General features: G+C 62.0%; 15 protein-coding genes, 1 tRNA gene, 1 pseudogene and 1 riboswitch. Of the genes and pseudogenes, 5 read left to right on the top strand and 12 right to left on the bottom strand.

The features are described from left to right. Window positions 1-22 precede the first annotated feature (22 nt). Together JFV30_RS00370 and JFV30_RS00365 are read left to right on the top strand one after the other, a co-directional pair. Entirely contained in the window at window positions 23-1,186 is a 1,164-nt protein-coding gene (locus JFV30_RS00370) for an MFS transporter (RefSeq protein WP_201121490.1), read from the top strand. Next, window positions 1,183-2,376 (top strand): MFS transporter, encoded by a 1,194-nt coding sequence (locus JFV30_RS00365; protein WP_201121489.1) that lies wholly within the window; start codon window positions 1,183-1,185, stop codon window positions 2,374-2,376. The genes JFV30_RS00370 and JFV30_RS00365 overlap by 4 nt, the downstream gene beginning before the upstream one ends. Window positions 2,377-2,486: 110 nt before the next feature. Here JFV30_RS00365 and JFV30_RS00360 read toward each other — a convergent pair whose 3' ends face one another. After that, a complete protein-coding gene (locus JFV30_RS00360; RefSeq protein WP_201121488.1) occupies window positions 2,487-3,299 on the bottom strand; it encodes a helix-turn-helix transcriptional regulator in 813 nt (270 codons plus the stop codon). Window positions 3,300-3,394: 95 nt separating this feature from the next. Between JFV30_RS00360 and JFV30_RS00355 the strand changes: the two genes are divergently transcribed. Then, the gene (locus JFV30_RS00355; RefSeq protein WP_201121487.1) at window positions 3,395-4,291 is read left to right on the top strand and encodes an SDR family oxidoreductase; all 897 of its coding nucleotides are present in this window, start codon (window positions 3,395-3,397) and stop codon (window positions 4,289-4,291) included. A gap of 317 nt (window positions 4,292-4,608) precedes the next feature. Continuing rightward, on the top strand, window positions 4,609-4,848 hold the full coding sequence (locus JFV30_RS00350; protein WP_201121486.1) for a DUF6124 family protein: 240 nt from the start codon (window positions 4,609-4,611) through the stop codon (window positions 4,846-4,848). A 64-nt stretch (window positions 4,849-4,912) separates the two neighbouring features. Here the strand turns inward: JFV30_RS00350 and JFV30_RS00345 are convergent, their stop codons facing one another. Then, window positions 4,913-5,839 carry a LysR family transcriptional regulator gene (locus JFV30_RS00345; RefSeq protein WP_201121485.1) on the bottom strand — a complete coding sequence of 309 codons (927 nt, stop codon included), beginning with the start codon at window positions 5,837-5,839 and terminating at the stop codon, window positions 4,913-4,915. Between the two features lie 127 nt (window positions 5,840-5,966). Here JFV30_RS00345 and lysA point away from each other — a divergent pair. After that, window positions 5,967-7,204 (top strand): annotated as a pseudogene (gene lysA, locus JFV30_RS00340) (diaminopimelate decarboxylase). Between the two features lie 89 nt (window positions 7,205-7,293). Here the strand turns inward: lysA and JFV30_RS00335 are convergent. The 10 genes from JFV30_RS00335 to JFV30_RS00290 all read right to left on the bottom strand — a co-directional run bounded on the left by JFV30_RS00335 (window position 7,294) and on the right by JFV30_RS00290 (window position 17,619). After that, window positions 7,294-7,367 (bottom strand) — tRNA-Gly (locus JFV30_RS00335). 137 nt (window positions 7,368-7,504) lie between these two features. Further along, complete coding sequence (locus JFV30_RS00330) at window positions 7,505-8,389, bottom strand: alpha/beta fold hydrolase (RefSeq protein ID WP_010176610.1); 885 nt, start codon at window positions 8,387-8,389, stop codon at window positions 7,505-7,507. A 305-nt stretch (window positions 8,390-8,694) separates the two neighbouring features. Then, the gene (locus tag JFV30_RS00325) at window positions 8,695-9,387 is read right to left on the bottom strand and encodes a pseudouridine synthase (RefSeq protein ID WP_201121484.1); all 693 of its coding nucleotides are present in this window, start codon (window positions 9,385-9,387) and stop codon (window positions 8,695-8,697) included. Further along, complete coding sequence (locus JFV30_RS00320; protein ID WP_201121483.1) at window positions 9,387-9,599, bottom strand: cysteine-rich CWC family protein; 213 nt, start codon at window positions 9,597-9,599, stop codon at window positions 9,387-9,389. Before JFV30_RS00320 ends, JFV30_RS00325 begins: the two co-directional genes overlap by 1 nt. Before the next feature lie 73 nt (window positions 9,600-9,672). Continuing rightward, entirely contained in the window at window positions 9,673-13,293 is a 3,621-nt protein-coding gene (gene uca, locus JFV30_RS00315; protein WP_201121482.1) for an urea carboxylase, read from the bottom strand. A gap of 305 nt (window positions 13,294-13,598) precedes the next feature. Beyond that, the gene (locus JFV30_RS00310; RefSeq protein ID WP_010176606.1) at window positions 13,599-14,231 is read right to left on the bottom strand and encodes an urea amidolyase associated protein UAAP2; all 633 of its coding nucleotides are present in this window, start codon (window positions 14,229-14,231) and stop codon (window positions 13,599-13,601) included. Between the two features lie 9 nt (window positions 14,232-14,240). Beyond that, window positions 14,241-14,966, bottom strand: a complete 726-nt coding sequence (locus JFV30_RS00305; protein WP_201121481.1) for an urea amidolyase associated protein UAAP1 — start codon at window positions 14,964-14,966, stop codon at window positions 14,241-14,243. Beyond that, on the bottom strand, window positions 14,963-15,727 hold the full coding sequence (locus JFV30_RS00300) for an ABC transporter ATP-binding protein (protein WP_010176604.1): 765 nt from the start codon (window positions 15,725-15,727) through the stop codon (window positions 14,963-14,965). The genes JFV30_RS00305 and JFV30_RS00300 overlap by 4 nt, the downstream gene beginning before the upstream one ends. Then, entirely contained in the window at window positions 15,724-16,539 is an 816-nt protein-coding gene (locus tag JFV30_RS00295) for an ABC transporter permease (protein ID WP_010176603.1), read from the bottom strand. The genes JFV30_RS00300 and JFV30_RS00295 overlap by 4 nt, the downstream gene beginning before the upstream one ends. Window positions 16,540-16,551: 12 nt before the next feature. Continuing rightward, complete coding sequence (locus JFV30_RS00290; RefSeq protein WP_010176602.1) at window positions 16,552-17,619, bottom strand: putative urea ABC transporter substrate-binding protein; 1,068 nt, start codon at window positions 17,617-17,619, stop codon at window positions 16,552-16,554. A gap of 61 nt (window positions 17,620-17,680) precedes the next feature. Continuing rightward, a riboswitch (guanidine-I (ykkC/yxkD leader) is annotated at window positions 17,681-17,781 on the bottom strand. Window positions 17,782-17,934: the final 153 nt, after the last annotated feature.

Below are 17,934 nucleotides of genomic sequence, written 5' to 3'. Positions count from 1 at the left end.
TGATAATAAAACGAGAGGTTTCATGAAACCGCGCCTGCATTGTGCCCGTCTTGCCCTGTTCCTGTGTGGCTGCGCGGCGTTCCTCAACCTCTACGCCACCCAGAGCATTTTGCAGACCTTCGCCACCAGCTTTCAGGTGAGCGCCAGGGCGGCGGGCTGGAGCATTACCGTTACCACCTTGGCGGTGGCGCTGACCGCACCCTTTGTCAGCCGCCTGACCGGGCGTTTTGAGCAGCGCACGGTGATCTCGGTGGCCGCGCTGTTGCTGGCCGTGCCGGCGCTGATGACCGCCTATGCCACCAGCTTTGCCGAACTGCTGGTGTGGCGCTTTATCGAAGGCATGCTCATTCCCGTGGTGTTTGCCACCAGCGTGGCCTACATCGGTGATCGCTGGCGTGGCGGCACCGTGACCGAAGTCACCAGCCTCTACGTGGCCGGCACCGTGCTCGGTGGTTTTGCCGGACGCTTCGTCACTGGCGTGATGACCGAGTACGTCGGCTGGCGTGAAGCCTTTGAGTTGCTGGCGGTGCTGAGCCTGATGGTGGGCGGGTTTATCCAGTTTTTGCTGCCGGACAATCCTCCCCGTGTGGCGCGACCTTCAACCACCTGGAGCGATGTGCTCGGCACTCCGTTGTTGGCTGCCTATGCCGTAGGATTTTGCGTACTGTTCTCCCAAGTGGCGACGTTTACCTACGCCGGCCTGTACCTCAGCCAAGCGCCCTTTGACCTTGGCCCGGCGGCGCTAGGTACCATTTACATGGTGTTCCTGCTGGCGTTGGTAGTGATCCCCGTCGCCGGTCGCCTGAGCAAATCCCGCCCGCAATCCGAACTGCTGACCGCCGCCGCGGCGCTTGGTGTATGCGGCTCGGCGCTGACCTTACTGCCATCCTTGTGGTGCATCGTACTGGGCCTGGCCCTCAGCTCCACCGGTGTATTCCTTGCCCAGGCCGCTGCCAGCGCCTTCACCACCGCCACCGCCCGCCACAACAAAGCCGGTGCCGTAGGCCTGTACCTCACCTGCTATTACCTGGGCGGCAGCTTCGGTGCCATCGTCCCGGCGCTGATTTGGGGGCGTTGGGGTTGGGTGGGCTGTGTGGCGCTGATCATTGGTTTCCAGCTACTGTCGCTGCTGATCGCCCTGGCGGGCTGGAAGCCCCTCCAACCTGAACTGAGCAAGACCTCATGAACGACGCCGTTGCCTTGCCCGTACCCGAGACTTCCGCCCGTCGCCGCTCGTTGATCGCAGGCTGCAGCGCCCACGCGATTCACGATGGCCTGACCGATGTGATCTACGTGCTGCTGCCGATCTGGCAAGCGCAGTTCGGCATGACCTACGCCCAGATCGGCCTGCTGCGCGGTGCCTATTCCGGGATGATGGCGGTGTTCCAGCTGATGGCCAGCCGCGCCGCCAAACGCTGGGGGCGCACGCCGATGCTGGTGGGCGGGACCGCGCTTGCCGGTGTTGCCTACCTGTTGGCGGGGCAGGCGACCGGGTTGGGCATGTTGTTACTGGCGCTGCTGTTGGGCGGGCTGGGCGCAAGTACTCAGCATCCGCTGGCGTCCTCAATGATCACCGACACCTATGAGGGCGGTGGTGGGGTCAAGGAGGCGCTGTCTCAATACAACTTCTCCGGGGACATCGGCAAAACCCTGGTTCCCGGGCTGGTGGGGCTGTTGCTGACGGTCATCAGCTGGCGTGCGAGCGTTACGCTTTTGGGCCTGCTGGGGTTGGCCGCGGCGGGGTTGCTGTGGTGGCTGATCCCCACGCAGGCCGCGGCGTCCACTTCCGGGAAAAACGCCAAGACACTGGTAGGAAGCGGCTCCGTCAGCGGCCTGCGTGCACTGATCGTCACGGGCACGCTCGACAGTGCGGTGCGCATGGGGTTTCTCACGTTTTTGCCCTTTCTGCTGCAAGCCAAAGGCGCCGGCACTGCGGGAATCGGGCTGGCGCTGACCATGCTGTTTATCGGTGGCGCCTTCGGCAAATTGCTCTGCGGCTACCTCGGCGCACGCATCGGCATGATGAAAACCGTGTGGCTGACGGAGACCAGCACGGCGCTGTTGATCGTCGCGGCGGTGTACCTGCCGTTGACCGGTTTGATGGTGATGTTGCCGGTGTTGGGACTCGCGTTGAACGGCACGTCTTCGGTGCTGTACGGCGCGGTGCCGGACCTGGCGGGCGCAGGGAAACGGGAACAGGCGTTTGCCGTGTTCTACACCGGGACCATCGGTGGTGGCGCGCTGGCGCCGGTGCTGTTTGGCGGGCTGGGGGACTCGATGGGCGTACCGGTGGCGGTGATGGTGTTGGCGGGGATGTTGTTGCTGACCTTGCCGTTGGCGTGGGTGGTGCAGCGGGGAGTGAGGTTCGAGAGATAGCCGTCTTTTCGGATGGTGAATTCAGTTCCTTGTGGGAGCTGTCGAGCTTTAGCGAGGCTGCGATGGGGGCCGCACTGCAACCATTGATGCCAGCTGACCCAACCGAAAACCTATCTCATCAGCGATGCGATCCGCTGCGCATCCTCCGGCGTCGCCGGGTTGTACACCACCATATTCAGGTCCTTGCGCCCATCGACCGCAAACACCGAATACTCAAATTCAATCGGCCCCAACACCGAATGGCGTATCCGCTTGACGCCATCACCATGGGCGCCCTGAACGTTGTTCTCGCTCCACATCGCTTTAAACTCAGGACTACGCCGACACAGTTCATCGACCATCGGCTGCACCTGCTCAGCGGCGCCTGAGCGCGCCGTATCAATCCGGAAGGCGCCCAACACAAACCGCGCCACGCTTTCCCAGTCGTATTGGGCCGCGCGGGAATTGGGATCCAGGAACATGAAACGCAGGATATTTCGCTGTTCCGGCGCCTGGGATCCGTAGTCCATCAACATCACCGTCGCCGCCTGGTTCCAGGCCACCACATCCCACGTCGCCGTACGCAGGATCGCGGCGCTGGGGTTCAAGGCATCCAGCACCCGTTGCAGGCGTGGCGTCACCGTTTCGTTCTGCTGATAGCGAACTTCGGGTGGGCGTCCGAAGGCCAGCAGGAACAGATGCTCGCGTTCGATATCGGTCAACATCAGCGCATGGGCAATCCGTTCCAGCACTTCCACCGAAGGCGCGCCGCCACGGCCTTGTTCGAGCCAGGTGTACCAGGTGGGGCTGATGTTCGCGCGTTGGGCCACCTCTTCGCGGCGCAAACCTGGCGTACGCCGTCGTGCCGAAGAGAAGCCGAACGCCCCCGGGTCGAGCCGTGTGCGACGGTCTTTCAGATAGCTGCCCAGCGGGTTTGCGCTCATAGCCTGTTAGCCTCTATACCCTGATAACTTCACTACTTTACCCGTATAGGGCAAGCGCACAGATTAGTCTCTGAATACACACGGAGATACGATTCATGCGCATATTTATCACGGGTGCCAGCGGATTTATCGGGTCGGCTGTCGTCAAGGAGCTGATCTCGGCGGGCCATGAAGTACTGGGGTTGTGCCGCTCGGATGACAAGGTGGCAGCGCTGGAGGCGGCCGGTGCCCAGGTGCACCGTGGGTCGCTTGAGGACCTTGAAAGCCTGAAGGCCGGGGCCGCCCAAGCGGACGGCGTGATTCACCTGGCGTTCAATCATGACTTCTCGACATTCGTCGCGAACTGCGAGGATGACCGCCGGGTTATCCAGGCGCTGGGAGAGGCACTTGCCGGGTCGGATCGACCGCTGATCATCACCTCCGGCGTCGGGATCGCGAGCACCGTGCCGGGCCAGTTGGCGACGGAGGATGGCGCGGTGGTGACCTCCGCGCAGATTCCCCGTGCAGCGTCGGAAGAAGCGGCCAACGCTGTAGCCGCGACGGGTGTGAATGTATCGGTAATGCGTTTGCCTCAAGTACACGACACCTTCAGGCAGGGGCTGGTCAGCCCGGTGATCGAGTTGTATCGCGAGAAGGGCGTTTGCGCTTACATCGCCGACGGGAAAAACCGTTGGCCGGCGGCACATATTCTGGATGTGGCGCGGCTCTACAGGCTGGCGATTGAAAAGGCTGAGCCGGGCGCGAGGTATCACGCGGTGGCGGAGGAGGGTGTGTCGCAGCGGGAGATAGCCGAGGTGTTGGGGACGCGGCTAGGGTTGCCGGTTAAATCCATTGCTGCTGGAGAGGCTCAAGGTTTTTTTGGGTGGTTGTCGATGTTTACCGCTCACGATATGCCAGCGTCCAGCGCGATTACGCGCGCGACGTTGGGATGGGAACCGGTGGGACCGGGGCTACTGGTGGATCTTGCGCAGTTGGAGGGAATTGAAGGCTGAAGCGCGGAATAGTCTGAATATTTGAATCTTGCTCCATTGCCTACACAACCATCAGAATCGTCCCGGTTGTACGCCTTGGGCGACCTCTTTAAGGTTCGTCAGCCGCTGCCCATCAGCGGTCGGGTTTAGTAGCCCTGTGAAGTTTTGGCGTACTGCTGTCCAATCGGTCAGGCATCTCATTGCCTGTGCTTAATGGTAGCTGTGCGCAGGGCGTCTTCGGGCGCGCCGGTTCTGAAACTTCCCGGTCTACTAACCTGCGTACAGCTGCCACCCTATTTCTGTAGTACTGGGTGGTGGTCCTTCTTGAGGATCAACAGATGTGTACTGACTCGTATAATTCACCCATAAAAATATTCAGCGTACGTCCCGAAATCGGCACCGATGCATTGCTCGCCAACGCCTACGAAACCATTGCCGGTGCTGGCGCCATGACCAACGAATTTGCAGATAACCTGCCAGACGAGCATCGCTGTCTGGCCTTGGCGATTCAGCAAACCATTGAGTTGGGCCTGATGCTGGTGGAGGCGGCACAAGACCGCGTGGACTCAGTCGCCTAGGCATTCTGTAACAGGCTTGCCTTCCCAGGCCGCCCATACCAAGGGGAAGGAAGCCAAATGTCTGTTAGCTGGAACGTTCCCGCCTCAAATCCAAACGGTCTGCGAGACTCGCCGCCTCTTCAATCAGCGCGTCACAGAACGCGTCGACGAAGAGAGAGGACGGTCGATAATCGGGCCTGATCAACATGACTCGATACGGAATCGATACGCTGATCGGCCGAATGGCCAGCCCGTCACCGGCCTCCGCCAGCGCAGTCAACGGGTTGATAATTGCCACTCCCAGTTGTTGCCTGACCATGGCGCACACCGACGCAGCGTTGGTTGTTTCAACCACAATATGCCGGTCGACGCCCGCCCGGCGGAAGAGCTCATCGAGGGTTTGACGATAGATATCCAGGCCCGACAGGTTGATGAAATGGACCCCCTGAAAGTCTTCCAGTGTCAGCAACGGTTTAGCCAACATAGGATCACCGTCCGGCAGTACGCACACCATGTCGGAACAAAAAAGTAGTTTCCCCTGTGTGCCCTGAGGCGCATGTTCGCCTTCGGTCAATCCGAGGTCGTATCGCTGGGCGCTGAGTGATTCTTCCAGCAGGGGCGTTTCCTGTGCCGCGATGCTCAAGGCTATGCCGACATGCTGCTGCTGAAAGCGCTTAAAGACCTTGGGCAGGAGCGTCTGGGAAAACAGCGGAAGGCAGGTAACGCTCAGTTGGCCATGTTCAAAGCGACGAATTGACTGTGCAACGCTGTTGATTCGTTCCAGGCCGATGTAGGAGCGCTCGACCTCTTCGAACAGCATGATCGCCTGGGCCGTCGGTACCAGCCGCCCTCCTGTGCGATCAAAGAGTCGCAAACCAGAAAGCTTTTCCAGTCGCGCCAGCTCCCGGCTGACCGTCGGTTGGGAAGTAAATAGCAACTGCGCCGCTCCCGTGACGCTGCCGGCCTGCATGATGGCCCGGAACACCTCGATCTGCCGTATGGAGACTTCCATCCCTGACCTCTACCCAATTAACCAGGTCCATATCAAAACTGAATCGCGTGGCAAAGAATAGGTATTTTATTGAATGTAAAGCGCCGGGCATGCTGGTTTCTCTCCCTATTTCAGAAAGAAAAACGCCATGCCCAACACCTCCGTTTTCCAGTCGTTGGCCGATTCTGCAAGACAGCACGGTACCCCGCTCTGGTGTTATGAGGCCGAGACCATCAGGTCTCGCATCAATCAATTGCAGGGTTTTGATGGGGTTCGATACGCGCAGAAAGCCTGCTCCAACCTGCATATTCTTCGGTTGATTCGCGAACAAGGCGTACGAATCGATGCGGTGTCGCTGGGGAAATCGAGCGGGCACTGCTGGCTGGATTCAGCCCTGGCGGTGACCCGGCCGGCATTGTTTTTACCTGTGATCTATTCGATGAAGCGACATTGCACCGTGTCGTGGAACTGCAAGTGGAAGTGAACACCGGCTCGATTGATATGCTGCGCCAACTGGGTCAGCGGTCGCCCGGCCACCGCGTTTGGCTGCGGATCAATCCGGGGTTTGGTCACGGTCACAGCCGCAAGACCAACACCGGTGGCGAAAACAGCAAGCACGGGATCTGGCACGAGCAGGTCCAGGACGCGCTCAACGTGATCCGGCAATTCGGCCTGACGCTGGTGGGCGTGCACATGCATATCGGTTCCGGTGTGGACTACGCACACCTTCAGCAAGTGGGCTGTGCGATGGTCTCGGTGGTGAAGGCACTGGACCACGATATCGAGGCGTTTTCCATCGGCGGGGGGCTTGCCACGCCTTATCGTGCGGAAGATGAACCGGTGGATATCCAGCGTTATGCGAGCACCTGGCGCCAGGCCAAACAGGAGATTGAAGGCTGGCTCGGTCATCCGGTACGCATGGAGATCGAGCCTGGCCGCTTCCTGGTCGCGGAGTCGGGCTATCTGGTCACCGAAGTTCGGGCGGTAAAAAAAGTGGGTAGCAGGAACTTCATCCTGGTGGATGCCGGCTTCAATGACCTGATGCGGCCTGCGCTCTATGGTGCCTATCACCACATGACTTTACTGGATGCCCACGGTGTGCCGGTCAGCCGGCCGGAGCACCTGTGCGCAGTGGGCGGCCCGTTGTGCGAGGCCGGTGATATTTTCACCCAGGATGAACAGGGCATCACGCCGCGCATGTTGCCGCAAGCGCAGGTTGGCGATTGGTTGGTGATTCACGACACCGGGGCTTATGGCGCCGCCATGTCATCCAATTACAACAGCCGCCCGCTGTTGCCGGAGGTACTGATCGAGCAAGGGCACGCCAAATTGATTCGACGCCCGCAACCGCTGTCGGACTTGCTGGCCTTGGAATTGGGGCTTTAACGCCACCCATAAAAAAACCGGCCACCAAGAGCCGGTTTTTTTACACATCCCCCGTCAACAACCAGCCTGACGCAGGGCCTAAATCTGAGTGGAGCGGGTAGAGGGAATCGAACCCTCATCTAAAGCTTGGGAAGCTTTCGTTCTACCACTAAACTATACCCGCTCAGAGCGGCTGACTTTGTACCAGATGTGCTCGCGGATTTGAAGTTTTTCTTCGAAAATTCTGTGTTTTACGTGCCAACGGTCGGTCGTGGGCAGGTGGATCCCCTGGGAAATCCAGCCCGCCCACAACCCCGCCGCTCATACGGCAAATGCATGCTGTGGCTGCGACGCGTGGTACCGCAACCGGCTCGGTTGCTGCTCCGGCCTCAAAAAGCCCATCAACGCCTCCCGGCTATCCCGGCACGCCGCCTTGTGCTCCATGTCCAAAAAGTGCCCGGTCGCTTGAATCGTCCCAAAGCTGCTTTTCGCAATATGTTGCCCAAATAACTTGGCATCCTGGGCGCTGGTGTACTCGTCCCATTCGCCGTTCAAGAACAGCACCGGAATCTCAATCTGCTTCGCCGCCTTGAGGTAGCACAGCCGGTCGCTGTTCAGCACGTGGCTGATGTGAAAGTGCATCTGCCCATACTCATGCTCGGCCAGGCTGCTCACGTGTTTGTAGTTGTAGCGCTTGAACAGCGACGGCAGGTGTTTGCCGATGGTGCTGTTGACCAGGTGGCCCACGCGGTCGCGGTCGAGGTTGCCGAGGTAGTCGACACCGCGCTCCAAATAGTCGCGCATCGGGGTGTTGATCACCGGGGAGAATGAGCTGATCACGGCCTTTTCCACACGGCGGGGGCGGTGGGACAGGGCGACAAGGGTCGCGGCGCCACCCCAGGAAAAGGACAGCACGTGTTCGGCGGCGAAGTGGTCAATGAGTTCCAGAAGGATCTGGCCCTCGACTTCTTTCGTCAGCATCTGCTCGTGGCGGTTGTGGATTTTTGAGCGACCGGCGTAGGGCTGGTCGTACAAAACCACGTTGAACGTCGGGTGCAGGCTTTTCACGGTCTGGGCGAAAGACGCGGTGGTGGCCATTGAGCCGTTGACCAGGATGATGGTCTTGGCGGCTGCGTCCGCGCGATAGAACTCCGTGTAAACCCGATACTGACCCTGTATATCCAGCACAGCGATTTCTGGCCTCATGTCATAAGACTCCTGGCAAGCGGGTAATGCGCGCAGATCACTCTGCACGAGCTTTGTGACAGGTAGGCATACGCCTGGAAGTGAGGGCCCATGTCGGTCCGGTACTGGCAGGCCGACGGGTGTTGTTATGGCGGGCAATTTGCCGTGAGAGGCCCGCAGGTCAAGCACGCGGACGGGCAAAGTGTTTCTTGTAGGTAGGGGTGACTCGCCAGTCAGATTGCGGCTGGCTGGGTTGATTCAAGCATCAGGGATGCCAGTTCGCCAGTCACAGGCGTGGTTTTTTGCCATCATCGGCTGAACGGTCATCAGACCTGTTGGATTTCAGCGTCCGTCAGCGCCCGGTACTGCCCTGGCGCCAGGGCCGAGTCCAATTCCAGCGGGCCCATGCGCTCGCGGTGCAGGCGCATCACTTTGTTGTCGAAGTGCCCGAACATGCGCTTCACCTGGTGATAACGCCCTTCAATGATGCTCAGGCGCGCCGTTCTGGGGCCCAATAGCTCCAGTTCCGCCGGTTGGGTGGTGAGGTCTTCGAAGGCGAAGTACAGGCCGGCGGCGAAGGTGGCCGCGTATTCCGGGCCTATAGCCTGCTCGGTCTCGACGTAGTAAACCTTGGGCAATTTGGTTTGCGGCTGGGTCAGGCGCCGCGACCACTGGCCGTCGTTGGTGATCAGCAGCAGGCCGGTAGTGTTGAAATCCAGACGACCGGCGATGTGCAGCTCGTGCTTGTCCGGTTCATCCAGCAGGTCGAGCACGGTAGGGTGTTGCGGGTCTGAGGTGGCGCTCACGCAGCCCTGGGGTTTGTGCAGCATGAAGTAGCGTGCAGGTTTGCCGGCTTGCAGCACTTCATCATCCAGCAACACGCGGCTGAACTCGCTGACCGGGTGATGCGGGTCGCTCACGAATTGGCCGTCGACGGTAATCCGCCGCTCCACCAGCAACAGGCGAACCTGTTTGCGGTTGAAACGGGGCAGGTTGCTGAGGAAACGGTCGACACGCATTACGTGGGCTCGGCCCCGCGCAGTTGCTTGTCCACCTGGGCACAACGCGGGCACAGGCAGGCCTTGTTGCGCAGCTCCGGCGCCAAGGCTTCGAGCACCGCAGGGTCGATGCTCACGGAGTAACACCAGCACGCCTGGTCGGCGGTGCGCGGGTCGGCCAGGGCGCAGTCGTTGCGGGCGCCGCAGGCGGGGCAGAGGGTTGGCGTGGTCATCGGTCGGTTCAGGCTGTATCGGACAAGGTCCCGGTGAAACCCGGTGTGCCTTGCACGATACAGCCCCGCCGCGTTATTGCAAATCACGCTCCAGCACGACCACCCGTTGGCCGGCGCCAATGCCGCTGCCCGGTTGCACGGGAATTTCGCGCACGGTGCCGGCGAACGGCGCGAGCACCGGGATTTCCATTTTCATCGACTCCAGGATCACCAGCACATCGCCCGCCGCGACGGGTTCGCCGACGGCCACCTGAACCTGCCAGAGATTGCCGGCGATGTGGCTGTCGATGCTGTATTCGTTGGCCTGCAATGGCGTGTCTTCGCCCAGTGGCGCGGCGAGTTCCTCGCTGTCGAAATGCGCCTGGCCGCTGGCGATCCAGCGCTCGCGTTCGGCGTTGAATGCGCGTTGCTGTTGGCCGCGAAACTCGCCGATGCTCTCGGCCTCCCGGGTAAGAAAAGCCTGGTAGTCCGTCAGGTTGAGTTGGCTGTGTTCGATGCTCAGTTCAAATCGCCCCAGGGGGAAATCCCGGCGAATCTGCACCAGCTTATCAGCGCTGACCGGGTAGAAACGGATCTGGTCGAAGAAGCGCAGCAACCACGGTTTGCCATCGAACGCCGCCACTTCCCGGTAGCGGTTCCACATCTGCAACGTGCGCCCGACGAACTGATAACCGCCGGGGCCTTCCATGCCGTAGACGCACAGGTAGGCGCCGCCGATGCCCACGGAGTTTTCAGCGGTCCAGGTGCGCGCGGGGTTGTATTTGGTGGTGACCAGGCGGTGGCGCGGGTCCAGCGGCGTGGCCACCGGTGCGCCGAGGTAGACGTCGCCCAGGCCCATCACCAGGTAGCTGGCATCGAACACGGTGTGGCGCACTTCGTCGAGGTTGGCCAGGTCGTTGATGCGGCGGATGAACTCCAGGTTGCTCGGGCACCAGGGCGCGTCCTTGCGCACGGTGGTCATGTATTTTTCGATGGCCAGTTGGCAGGCCGGGTCGTCCCAGGAGAGTGGCAGGTGGACGATGCGCGAGGGCACTTGCAGGTTGTGGCTGGCGCAGACGGTGTGCCATTCGGTGGTGATCATCGCCAGGAGATCGGCGAGGGGCAGTTGTTCGGGCTGGTAGTGGATTTGCAGGGAGCGGATGCCGGGTGTCAGGTCGATGACGCCGTGCAGGGCGCGGGTTTCGAGGGCTTGCATCAGGGCGTGGGCACGGAAGCGCAGCACCAGGTCGAGTTCGGCGGCGCCGATTTCCAGGAGCAAGTGGGTGTCGCCGGCGAGGCGGGCGACGAGGCGGGTGTCCTGTGTGCCGATATCCAGAACCACAGGTGAACGGTAGGAGCCCGGCTTGCCGGCGATGGTATCAATGCGGTGTTCCGGATGTACCGAGGTGCCTGCATCGCGAGCAAGCTTGCTCCTACAGTGATCCCATTTCAGGGCAAGGTCGCGGGCGGTTGTTAGATCGATCGGGGTGAAGCGGATTTTGTCGCCCGCCTTGAGCTGGCCCAACTGCCACAAGTCCGCCTCGATCACCGTCACCGGGCACACAAACCCACCCAGGCTCGGGCCGTCGGGGCCGAGGATGACCGGCATGTCTCCGGTGAAATCCACCGCGCCAATCGCATAGGGATTGTCATGGATATTCGATGGGTGCAGTCCCGCCTCACCACCATCGGTACGCGCCCACAAAGGCTTGGGCCCGATCAGCCGCACGCCCGTGCGGCTGGAGTTGAAATGCACTTCCCACTGGGTGGCAAAGAATGTGTCGATGTACTCAGGCTTGAAGTATTCCGGCGCGCCGTGAGGGCCGTAGATCACCCGCAATGTGCGCACGTCGGCAAGTGGCTCAGGCGTAAAGGTGTTGCCGCAACCGCCATCCTCCAATGGCCGTAAATGCAACACATCCCCCGCCCGCAAAGCCCGCCCGCCATGCCCACCAAACTGGCCCAGGGTGAAGGTACTTTTGCTGCCCAGATAATCCGGAACCTGCAGCCCGCCGCGCACGCACAGGTAGCTGCGGGCACCGGCCCCGGCGATGGTGCCCAGGCTCAAGGTCGCGCCCGCCGGGATAAACAATGCGGTGTTCATCGGCACCACGTCATCATTCAACCGCAGCGCAATGTCTGCGCCGGTCACCGCCACCACCGCCGCACAATTGAAGCGCAACAACGGCCCGCTCATGGTGATTTCCAGCGCGGCGGCACCCTCGGCATTTCCCAACAGGCGATTGCCCAGGCGCAAGGCGCGGCTGTCCATCGGCCCCGACGGCGGCACGCCCACGGCCCAGTAACCGAGGCGCCCCGGATAATCCTGAACACTGGTTTGCGTTCCGGCGCTCAGCACTTCAAACGTATCAGCGCGGTACACCAGATCTTCCAGGCAGCGGGTCCACGGATCGCCGCTGGCGAATGGTGCGGCCAGCAGAATCTGGCGCAGGTAATCCCGGTTGGTTTCCACGCCATACAACTGGCTGTTGCTCAATGCTTGATGCAGGTCGAGGCGCGCCTGTTCGCGAGTCGGCGCCCAGGTGATGAGCTTGGCGATCATCGGATCGAAATAGGGCGGAATCTCGCAGCCGGCCTCGACCCAGGTGTCGATGCGCAGGCCTTCAGCGGCGGGGAAGTCCACACAGGTCAAAAGCCCGGGGCTCGGCTGAAAATCCCGGCCCGGGTCTTCGGCGTACAGGCGTGCCTGAATCGCGTGGCCGTGGGGCTTCAACGCCAGCTCCCGAAGCGGCGGCAATTCTCCGGCGGCCAACTGCACCATCCAGCGCACCAGGTCCACGCCCCACACCTGCTCGGTGACGCCATGCTCCACCTGCAACCGGGTGTTCACTTCCAGAAAATAGAAGCGGCCATCTGCGCTATCAAAGATAAATTCCACGGTGCCGGCGCTGCGGTAATTCACCGCCTTGGCCAGGGTGATGGCGGCACCGCAAAGCTCATCCGCCATGCCGTCGGGCAGGTTTGGCGCCGGGGTTTCTTCGAGCACTTTCTGGTTGCGCCGCTGCACCGAACAGTCGCGCACGCCGAGGGCGATCACCTCGCCACACCCATCCCCAAACACCTGCACTTCCAGATGCCGGGCGTGCTGGATGTACTTCTCGATAAACACACCGGCGTCGCTGAAATTGTTCTGGCCCAGGCGTTTGACTGCCTCGAAACAGTCGCGCAATTCATCGGCGCTGTGGCACACGCGCATGCCGATGCCGCCACCGCCGGCGGTGCTTTTAAGCATGATCGGATAGCCCACGCTTTCCCCGGCCAGCAGCGCTGCGTCGAGGCTGTTGAGCAGCTCGGTGCCTTCCAGCAACGGGATGTCGTGTTGCTTGGCCAACGCACGGGCGGTGTGCTTGAGGCCGAACACGCGCAGCTGTTCCGGCGTCGGGCCGACGAAGGCGATGCCGGCTGTTTCGCAGGCTTCGGCGAAGGCGGCGTTTTCCGAGAGAAAGCCGTAGCCCGGGTGAATCGCGGTGGCGCCACAGGCCTTGGCCGTGGCGAGGATTTTTTCTACCGATAGATACGTCCCGGCCGCCGCGCCTTCGCCCAGGCTGTAGGCCTCGTCGGCTTGCTGGATATGCAGGCTGGCGGCATCGGCTTCGGAATACACCGCCACGCCCTTGACCGACAGCTCGCGCAAGGTGCGCAGGATGCGGCAGGCGATGGCGCCACGGTTGGCGATCAACAGTTTTTCGAACATGGCAAAACCCCGCAGGCCGATGAGTGCTCGGCCTTGTCCTGGGATGCGGGCCGTCCCGCAAATGTGGATGGCGCTGCGGTCGTCCGGAGCGCAAATTTCAACACCAGTGGAGATCAACTGTGGGAGCCGGGCTTGCCCGCGATGGCGGTGGGTCAGTCACCCCATATGTTGGCTGATCCACCGCTATCGCAGGCAAGCCAGCTCCCACAGGTCATCTTCCACAGTTGATCTTCAGCGTTTTTGGAGGCACTGCCCGGCTCGGGCCTGGCACAGGGCGAACAACCACTGACGTAACCGCTTCATTTTCAGTTCCATACCAGTAACTCCGCAGGGGTTGGGTTGTAGCCGTTGCACGGGTTGTTCAGTTGCGGGCAGTTGGAGATCAGCACGATCACGTCCATCTCGGCCCGCAGGTCGACGTACTTGCCGGGGGCGGAAATACCGTCCTCGAACGTCAGCCCGCCATCGGCCGTCACCGGCACATTCATGAAGAAATTGATGTTCGGCCCGATGTCACTTTTGCCCAGGCGTCCATCGTGGGCGCAGGCCCGCAGGTAGTTGTCACGGCAGCTGTGCATGTAGCGTTTTTCCAGGGCGTAGCGCACGGTGTTGCTCTCCTGGGCGCAGGCGCCGCCGAGGGTGTCGTGGCGCCCGCAGGTGTCGTCGATGAGGGTCAGCATCGGCTGGCCGAGGTTGGAATACAGCACGCTGCCGGTGCTGAGGTACACGCGGTTTTGCCGGCGCAACGTGCGCTGTACGTCGTAGCGTTCCTTGGGGTTTTTCAGGCTGTAGAACAGCGTGTCGACCGCCTGGTTGCCCTCAAGGTCGAGGATGCGCAGGGTCTGGCCGGCCTTCACTTCCATCAGCCAGGGTTCGCCGGCGGGAATGGTCGCGCGGTACACGGCCGCGTCCGGTTGTTTGGCGAGTGCGATAGACATGGCAGGTCCTCAGGCGAACAGACGGTCAGTGTTGATAAAGCCGCGCTCGTTTTCCGGGCGCGAGGTGCGGCAGTGTTCGGCGACGCTTTTGTCGGCGTTCATCCAGCTGAGTTTCAGCGGCTGCGGCGCGTATTCGGGGTTCGGGTCCATGGGATGCTGCAGGGCGGTGAGCACCACCAGCGTGTCCATCGGTGCGTAGAGTTCGATGTAGTCGCCGGCCTTGGAATGACCGGCCACAAAATGCAGGCTGCCGGCGTCATCCACCGTGACTTTGCTGAACAGGTTGAGGGTCATCAGCAGGTCGGAAAGCCCCAGGCCCCACTTGCCCAATTCCACCAGCAGGTTGTCGGTGCCGTTGCGGTAGAAGCCGTTGCGCAACTCTTGATAGCGGCCGTTGCCGTATTTTTCCGCTGCCTCGGAGGCGCATAGCACGCCGCCGATGCTGTCGCTCCAGCCGCAGGTGTCGGCGGTGATGGCGGCCAGCACGCGGCCCATGTCCGAGTACAGGCAATGGCCGCTGGTGAGCTTGGCGGTGTGTTGGCATTTGAGGCTGTCGGGCAGGTTCAGGCGCTCGGTTTTTTCGTTGGCGTTGAGCAGGGTCAGGCTGACGTTGGCGCCGCCGCGAAGGTCGGTGAGGCGCAGCAGTTGGCCGCGCTTGAGCACGAAGGAACGGTGGCCGCCGCCGGGGAGCATTTCCTCGGCGAAGGGTGGGAACAATTGAGTTGAGTCGGTCATTTGGACGTGGCTCCAAGTTCGGCGGCGATCGCCTTGCGGCGCTCGCTGTTCAAAGGGATGTCGTAGGTAATGCGGGCGCCGTAAGCGCCGGGGGCGTGCGGGTCGAGGCGCACCTTGTCGAACACCAGCAAGCGGGTGCCGAGGCTGAAGCCTTCGCTCAGGTCGTGGGTGACCATGAACACCGTCAGCCTGGTTTCGCGCCACAGTTCCAGCAAGAGCAGGTGCATGTCTTTGCGAATGCCCGGGTCGAGGGCGCCGAAGGGTTCGTCCAGCAGCAACACGCGGGGCTTCATGATCAGCGCCTGGGCGATGGCCAGCCGCTGCTGCATACCGCCGGAAAGCTGCGCCGGGTACTTGTCCAGGGCGTGGCCCAAACCGACTTTATGCAGCAGGGCTGCGGCCTGTTCCCGTGCCTGTTTTTTCGCGCTGCCGAACAGGCGGCCGAGCAGCGGTGAGCGCGGCAGTTCGAGGCCCAGCGCAACGTTGTTCAGCACCGTCAGGTGCGGGAACACCGAGTAGCGCTGGAACACCACGCCACGGCTGGCGTCGGGTTCGGCGGCCAGGGGTTTACCGTCCAGCAGGATCTCGCCGTGGCTGGCGGTTTCCTGGCCCAGCAGCAGGCGCAGGAAGGTCGATTTGCCGCAACCGGAAGTGCCGACCAAGGTGCAGAACTCACCTTCGGCCACGTGCAGGTTCAGGCGCTCCAACACCACCTGGTCGCCATAGCGCTGCCACACATTGTTGACGCTGATAAAACTCATGCCCGCGCTCCTTCGTACCAGGGGAACGCGCGCCGGGTCAGGGCCTTGAGGCCCCAGTCCATCAGCCAGGCGAGCAGGGTGATCCACACCACGTAGGGCAGGATCACGTCCATCGCCAGGTAGCGGCGCACCAGGAAGATCCGGTAGCCCAAACCGTCGGTGGAGGCGATGGCTTCGGCCGCGATCAGGAACAGCCACGCCGAGCCCAGCATCAAGCGCAGGGAGATCAGCAAGCGCGGCAGCAACTGCGGCAGCACCACCCGCAGCATCAGGGTCCAGGTCGAGGCGCCGAGGGTCTGCGCTTTCACCAGCAACTCCACGGGAATTTCCCGTGCGCGCTGCTCCAGGTCCCGCGCCAGGGCCGGGGTGATGCCGATCACGATCAACATCACTTTCGACAATTCCCCCAGCCCGAACACGATGAACAGGATCGGCAGGATCGCCAGCGGCGGCACCATCGACAGCACCGTGAGCAATGGCGACAACGGCGCGCCGAACAGCGGCAAGGTGCCGGCGGCAATGCCCAGGCACAGGCCGGCGAGGGCGCTGATGCCCAGGCCAATCGCCAGGCGGCGCAGGCTGGAGGCGCTGTCTTGCCACAGCACGTATTCACCCGTGCGGCTGTCGGCGCTGAAGGCCAGGCGTTTCACCGCGTCGCCCATTTGTGCGGCGCTGGGCAGCAGCTTGTCGTTGGGGTTGTCTGCCAGGCGCTCGGCCGAGCCCACGAAGTAGGCGAACAGCAGCAGGGCGAAGGGCAGCAGCACCAACAGCAGGCGACTGGAGCGTTCCGGGTGACGGTTGATCAGGCGCATGGCCGGGTCCTCTTACAGCGTGCCGTCGGCGGCCATCTGCACGTAGCTGGGGTCGAAATGCAGCTTGAGGTTGGCGGTGTCGCCGCTGGTCACGCCGTTGGCGAAGCTCATGCCCACGGCGCTGGTGTCTTTGGCGCCTTCACCCAGCAGGCCATGCTGGAAGGAGAACTCGGCGACCTTGCGCATCGTGGCGGGCAACTGCGCGCTGGTGGCGAAGGCCAGGGCTTCCTTGGGCGTGGCGAACAGCTTGGTGGTGTCCAGTTGGGACTGGAAGCCCTTGAGGTCGGTGCCGGAGGCCTTGGCCATGTGTTCCAGGGCGTCGGTGCTGGCGGCGTTTTTCGCGTTCATCAGCGCGACCACTTCAAACCAGGCGCCGGTCAGTGCCTTGCCCAGCTTGGGGTTGTCTTTGAGGGTCTGGGTGTTGACCACCATCATGTCCATGATTTCGCCGGGCACTTTGCTGGAGTCGAACACTTCGGTGACGCCGGGCTTGGCCTTGATCTCCGAGAGCATCGGGTTCCAGGTGGTGACGGCCTTGACCTGGTCGGTGTTGAAGGCGGCGGCGATATCCGCGTCGGAAGTGTTGACCACTTTCAGGTCTTTTTCGGTGAGGTCGGCCGACTCCAGCGCGCGGGCCAGCAGGTAGTGGGACACGGAGAGTTCCACCAGGTTGACGTTCATGCCCTTGAGGTCGGCGACGGTCTTGCCTTCGCCCTTGATGACCACGCCATCGTTGCCGTTGGAGAAGTCGCTGACCACCAGCGCGGTGCTGTCCACACCACCGGCGGCGGGGATGGTCAGGGCGTCCATGTTGGTCATGGTGCAGCCGTCGAACTGGCCGGCGGTGTACTGGTTGATGGATTCGACGTAGTCATTGAGCTGCACCATGTCGATCTTGATGCCGTACTTCTTGGCCCACTTGTCGAGGATGCCTTGGCTGCCGGCGTACTCCCAGGGCATCCAGCCGGCATAAATCGTCCAGCACACGCTGAAATGGTCTTTGGGGGCGGCCTGGGCGGAAAGGCTCACCACGGCGGCGAAGGCGGCGGCGAGCAGGGCGGGTAAACGTATCGAGGGCATGGATGCTTCTCCAGTTGATCAAGGGCGGACAGGAGCAACGCGGCACCGTAAACGGTGGCTTGTCTCCCGGGCTTTTATCCCGCCGTGTAACCTCAACTGGAGGTCGCCGACTCTCGGACCAGCCACTCGCCTTAGCGAGCCGGAACCCTAGTCAGCCATTGCAAATTGTGGTGCCGCGAACCTGTGATGACTCCTGCACGGGAGAGGTAAAGCGAGAGTCGTGCCAAGTGGCACCGGCGCAGCAACGGCGCGGGTTGGCGCGAGGAGGAGGGCGCAGGGCGCGCAGAGTGTGCGTTGTGCTGGTGCGGGGTTGCA

Source organism: Pseudomonas sp. TH32 (assembly GCF_016650855.1).
Taxonomy (GTDB): domain Bacteria; phylum Pseudomonadota; class Gammaproteobacteria; order Pseudomonadales; family Pseudomonadaceae; genus Aquipseudomonas.
Note: the sequence above shows the minus strand (reverse complement) of the source record. Positions and strands in the feature narration are given on the sequence as shown.

Bases quoted from the DNA above. Each gene is read 5' to 3' on its own strand.
- JFV30_RS00370 (WP_201121490.1), top strand. From the start codon at position 23: ATGAAACCGCGCCTGCATTGTGCCCGTCTTGCCCTGTTCCTGTGTGGC.
- JFV30_RS00365 (WP_201121489.1), top strand. From the start codon at position 1,183: ATGAACGACGCCGTTGCCTTGCCCGTACCCGAGACTTCCGCCCGTCGC.
- JFV30_RS00360 (WP_201121488.1), bottom strand. From the start codon at position 3,299: ATGAGCGCAAACCCGCTGGGCAGCTATCTGAAAGACCGTCGCACACGG.
- JFV30_RS00355 (WP_201121487.1), top strand. From the start codon at position 3,395: ATGCGCATATTTATCACGGGTGCCAGCGGATTTATCGGGTCGGCTGTC.
- JFV30_RS00350 (WP_201121486.1), top strand. From the start codon at position 4,609: ATGTGTACTGACTCGTATAATTCACCCATAAAAATATTCAGCGTACGT.
- JFV30_RS00345 (WP_201121485.1), bottom strand. From the start codon at position 5,839: ATGGAAGTCTCCATACGGCAGATCGAGGTGTTCCGGGCCATCATGCAG.
- JFV30_RS00330 (WP_010176610.1), bottom strand. From the start codon at position 8,389: ATGAGGCCAGAAATCGCTGTGCTGGATATACAGGGTCAGTATCGGGTT.
- JFV30_RS00325 (WP_201121484.1), bottom strand. From the start codon at position 9,387: ATGCGTGTCGACCGTTTCCTCAGCAACCTGCCCCGTTTCAACCGCAAA.
- JFV30_RS00320 (WP_201121483.1), bottom strand. From the start codon at position 9,599: ATGACCACGCCAACCCTCTGCCCCGCCTGCGGCGCCCGCAACGACTGC.
- uca (WP_201121482.1), bottom strand. From the start codon at position 13,293: ATGTTCGAAAAACTGTTGATCGCCAACCGTGGCGCCATCGCCTGCCGC.
- JFV30_RS00310 (WP_010176606.1), bottom strand. From the start codon at position 14,231: ATGTCTATCGCACTCGCCAAACAACCGGACGCGGCCGTGTACCGCGCG.
- JFV30_RS00305 (WP_201121481.1), bottom strand. From the start codon at position 14,966: ATGACCGACTCAACTCAATTGTTCCCACCCTTCGCCGAGGAAATGCTC.
- JFV30_RS00300 (WP_010176604.1), bottom strand. From the start codon at position 15,727: ATGAGTTTTATCAGCGTCAACAATGTGTGGCAGCGCTATGGCGACCAG.
- JFV30_RS00295 (WP_010176603.1), bottom strand. From the start codon at position 16,539: ATGCGCCTGATCAACCGTCACCCGGAACGCTCCAGTCGCCTGCTGTTG.
- JFV30_RS00290 (WP_010176602.1), bottom strand. From the start codon at position 17,619: ATGCCCTCGATACGTTTACCCGCCCTGCTCGCCGCCGCCTTCGCCGCC.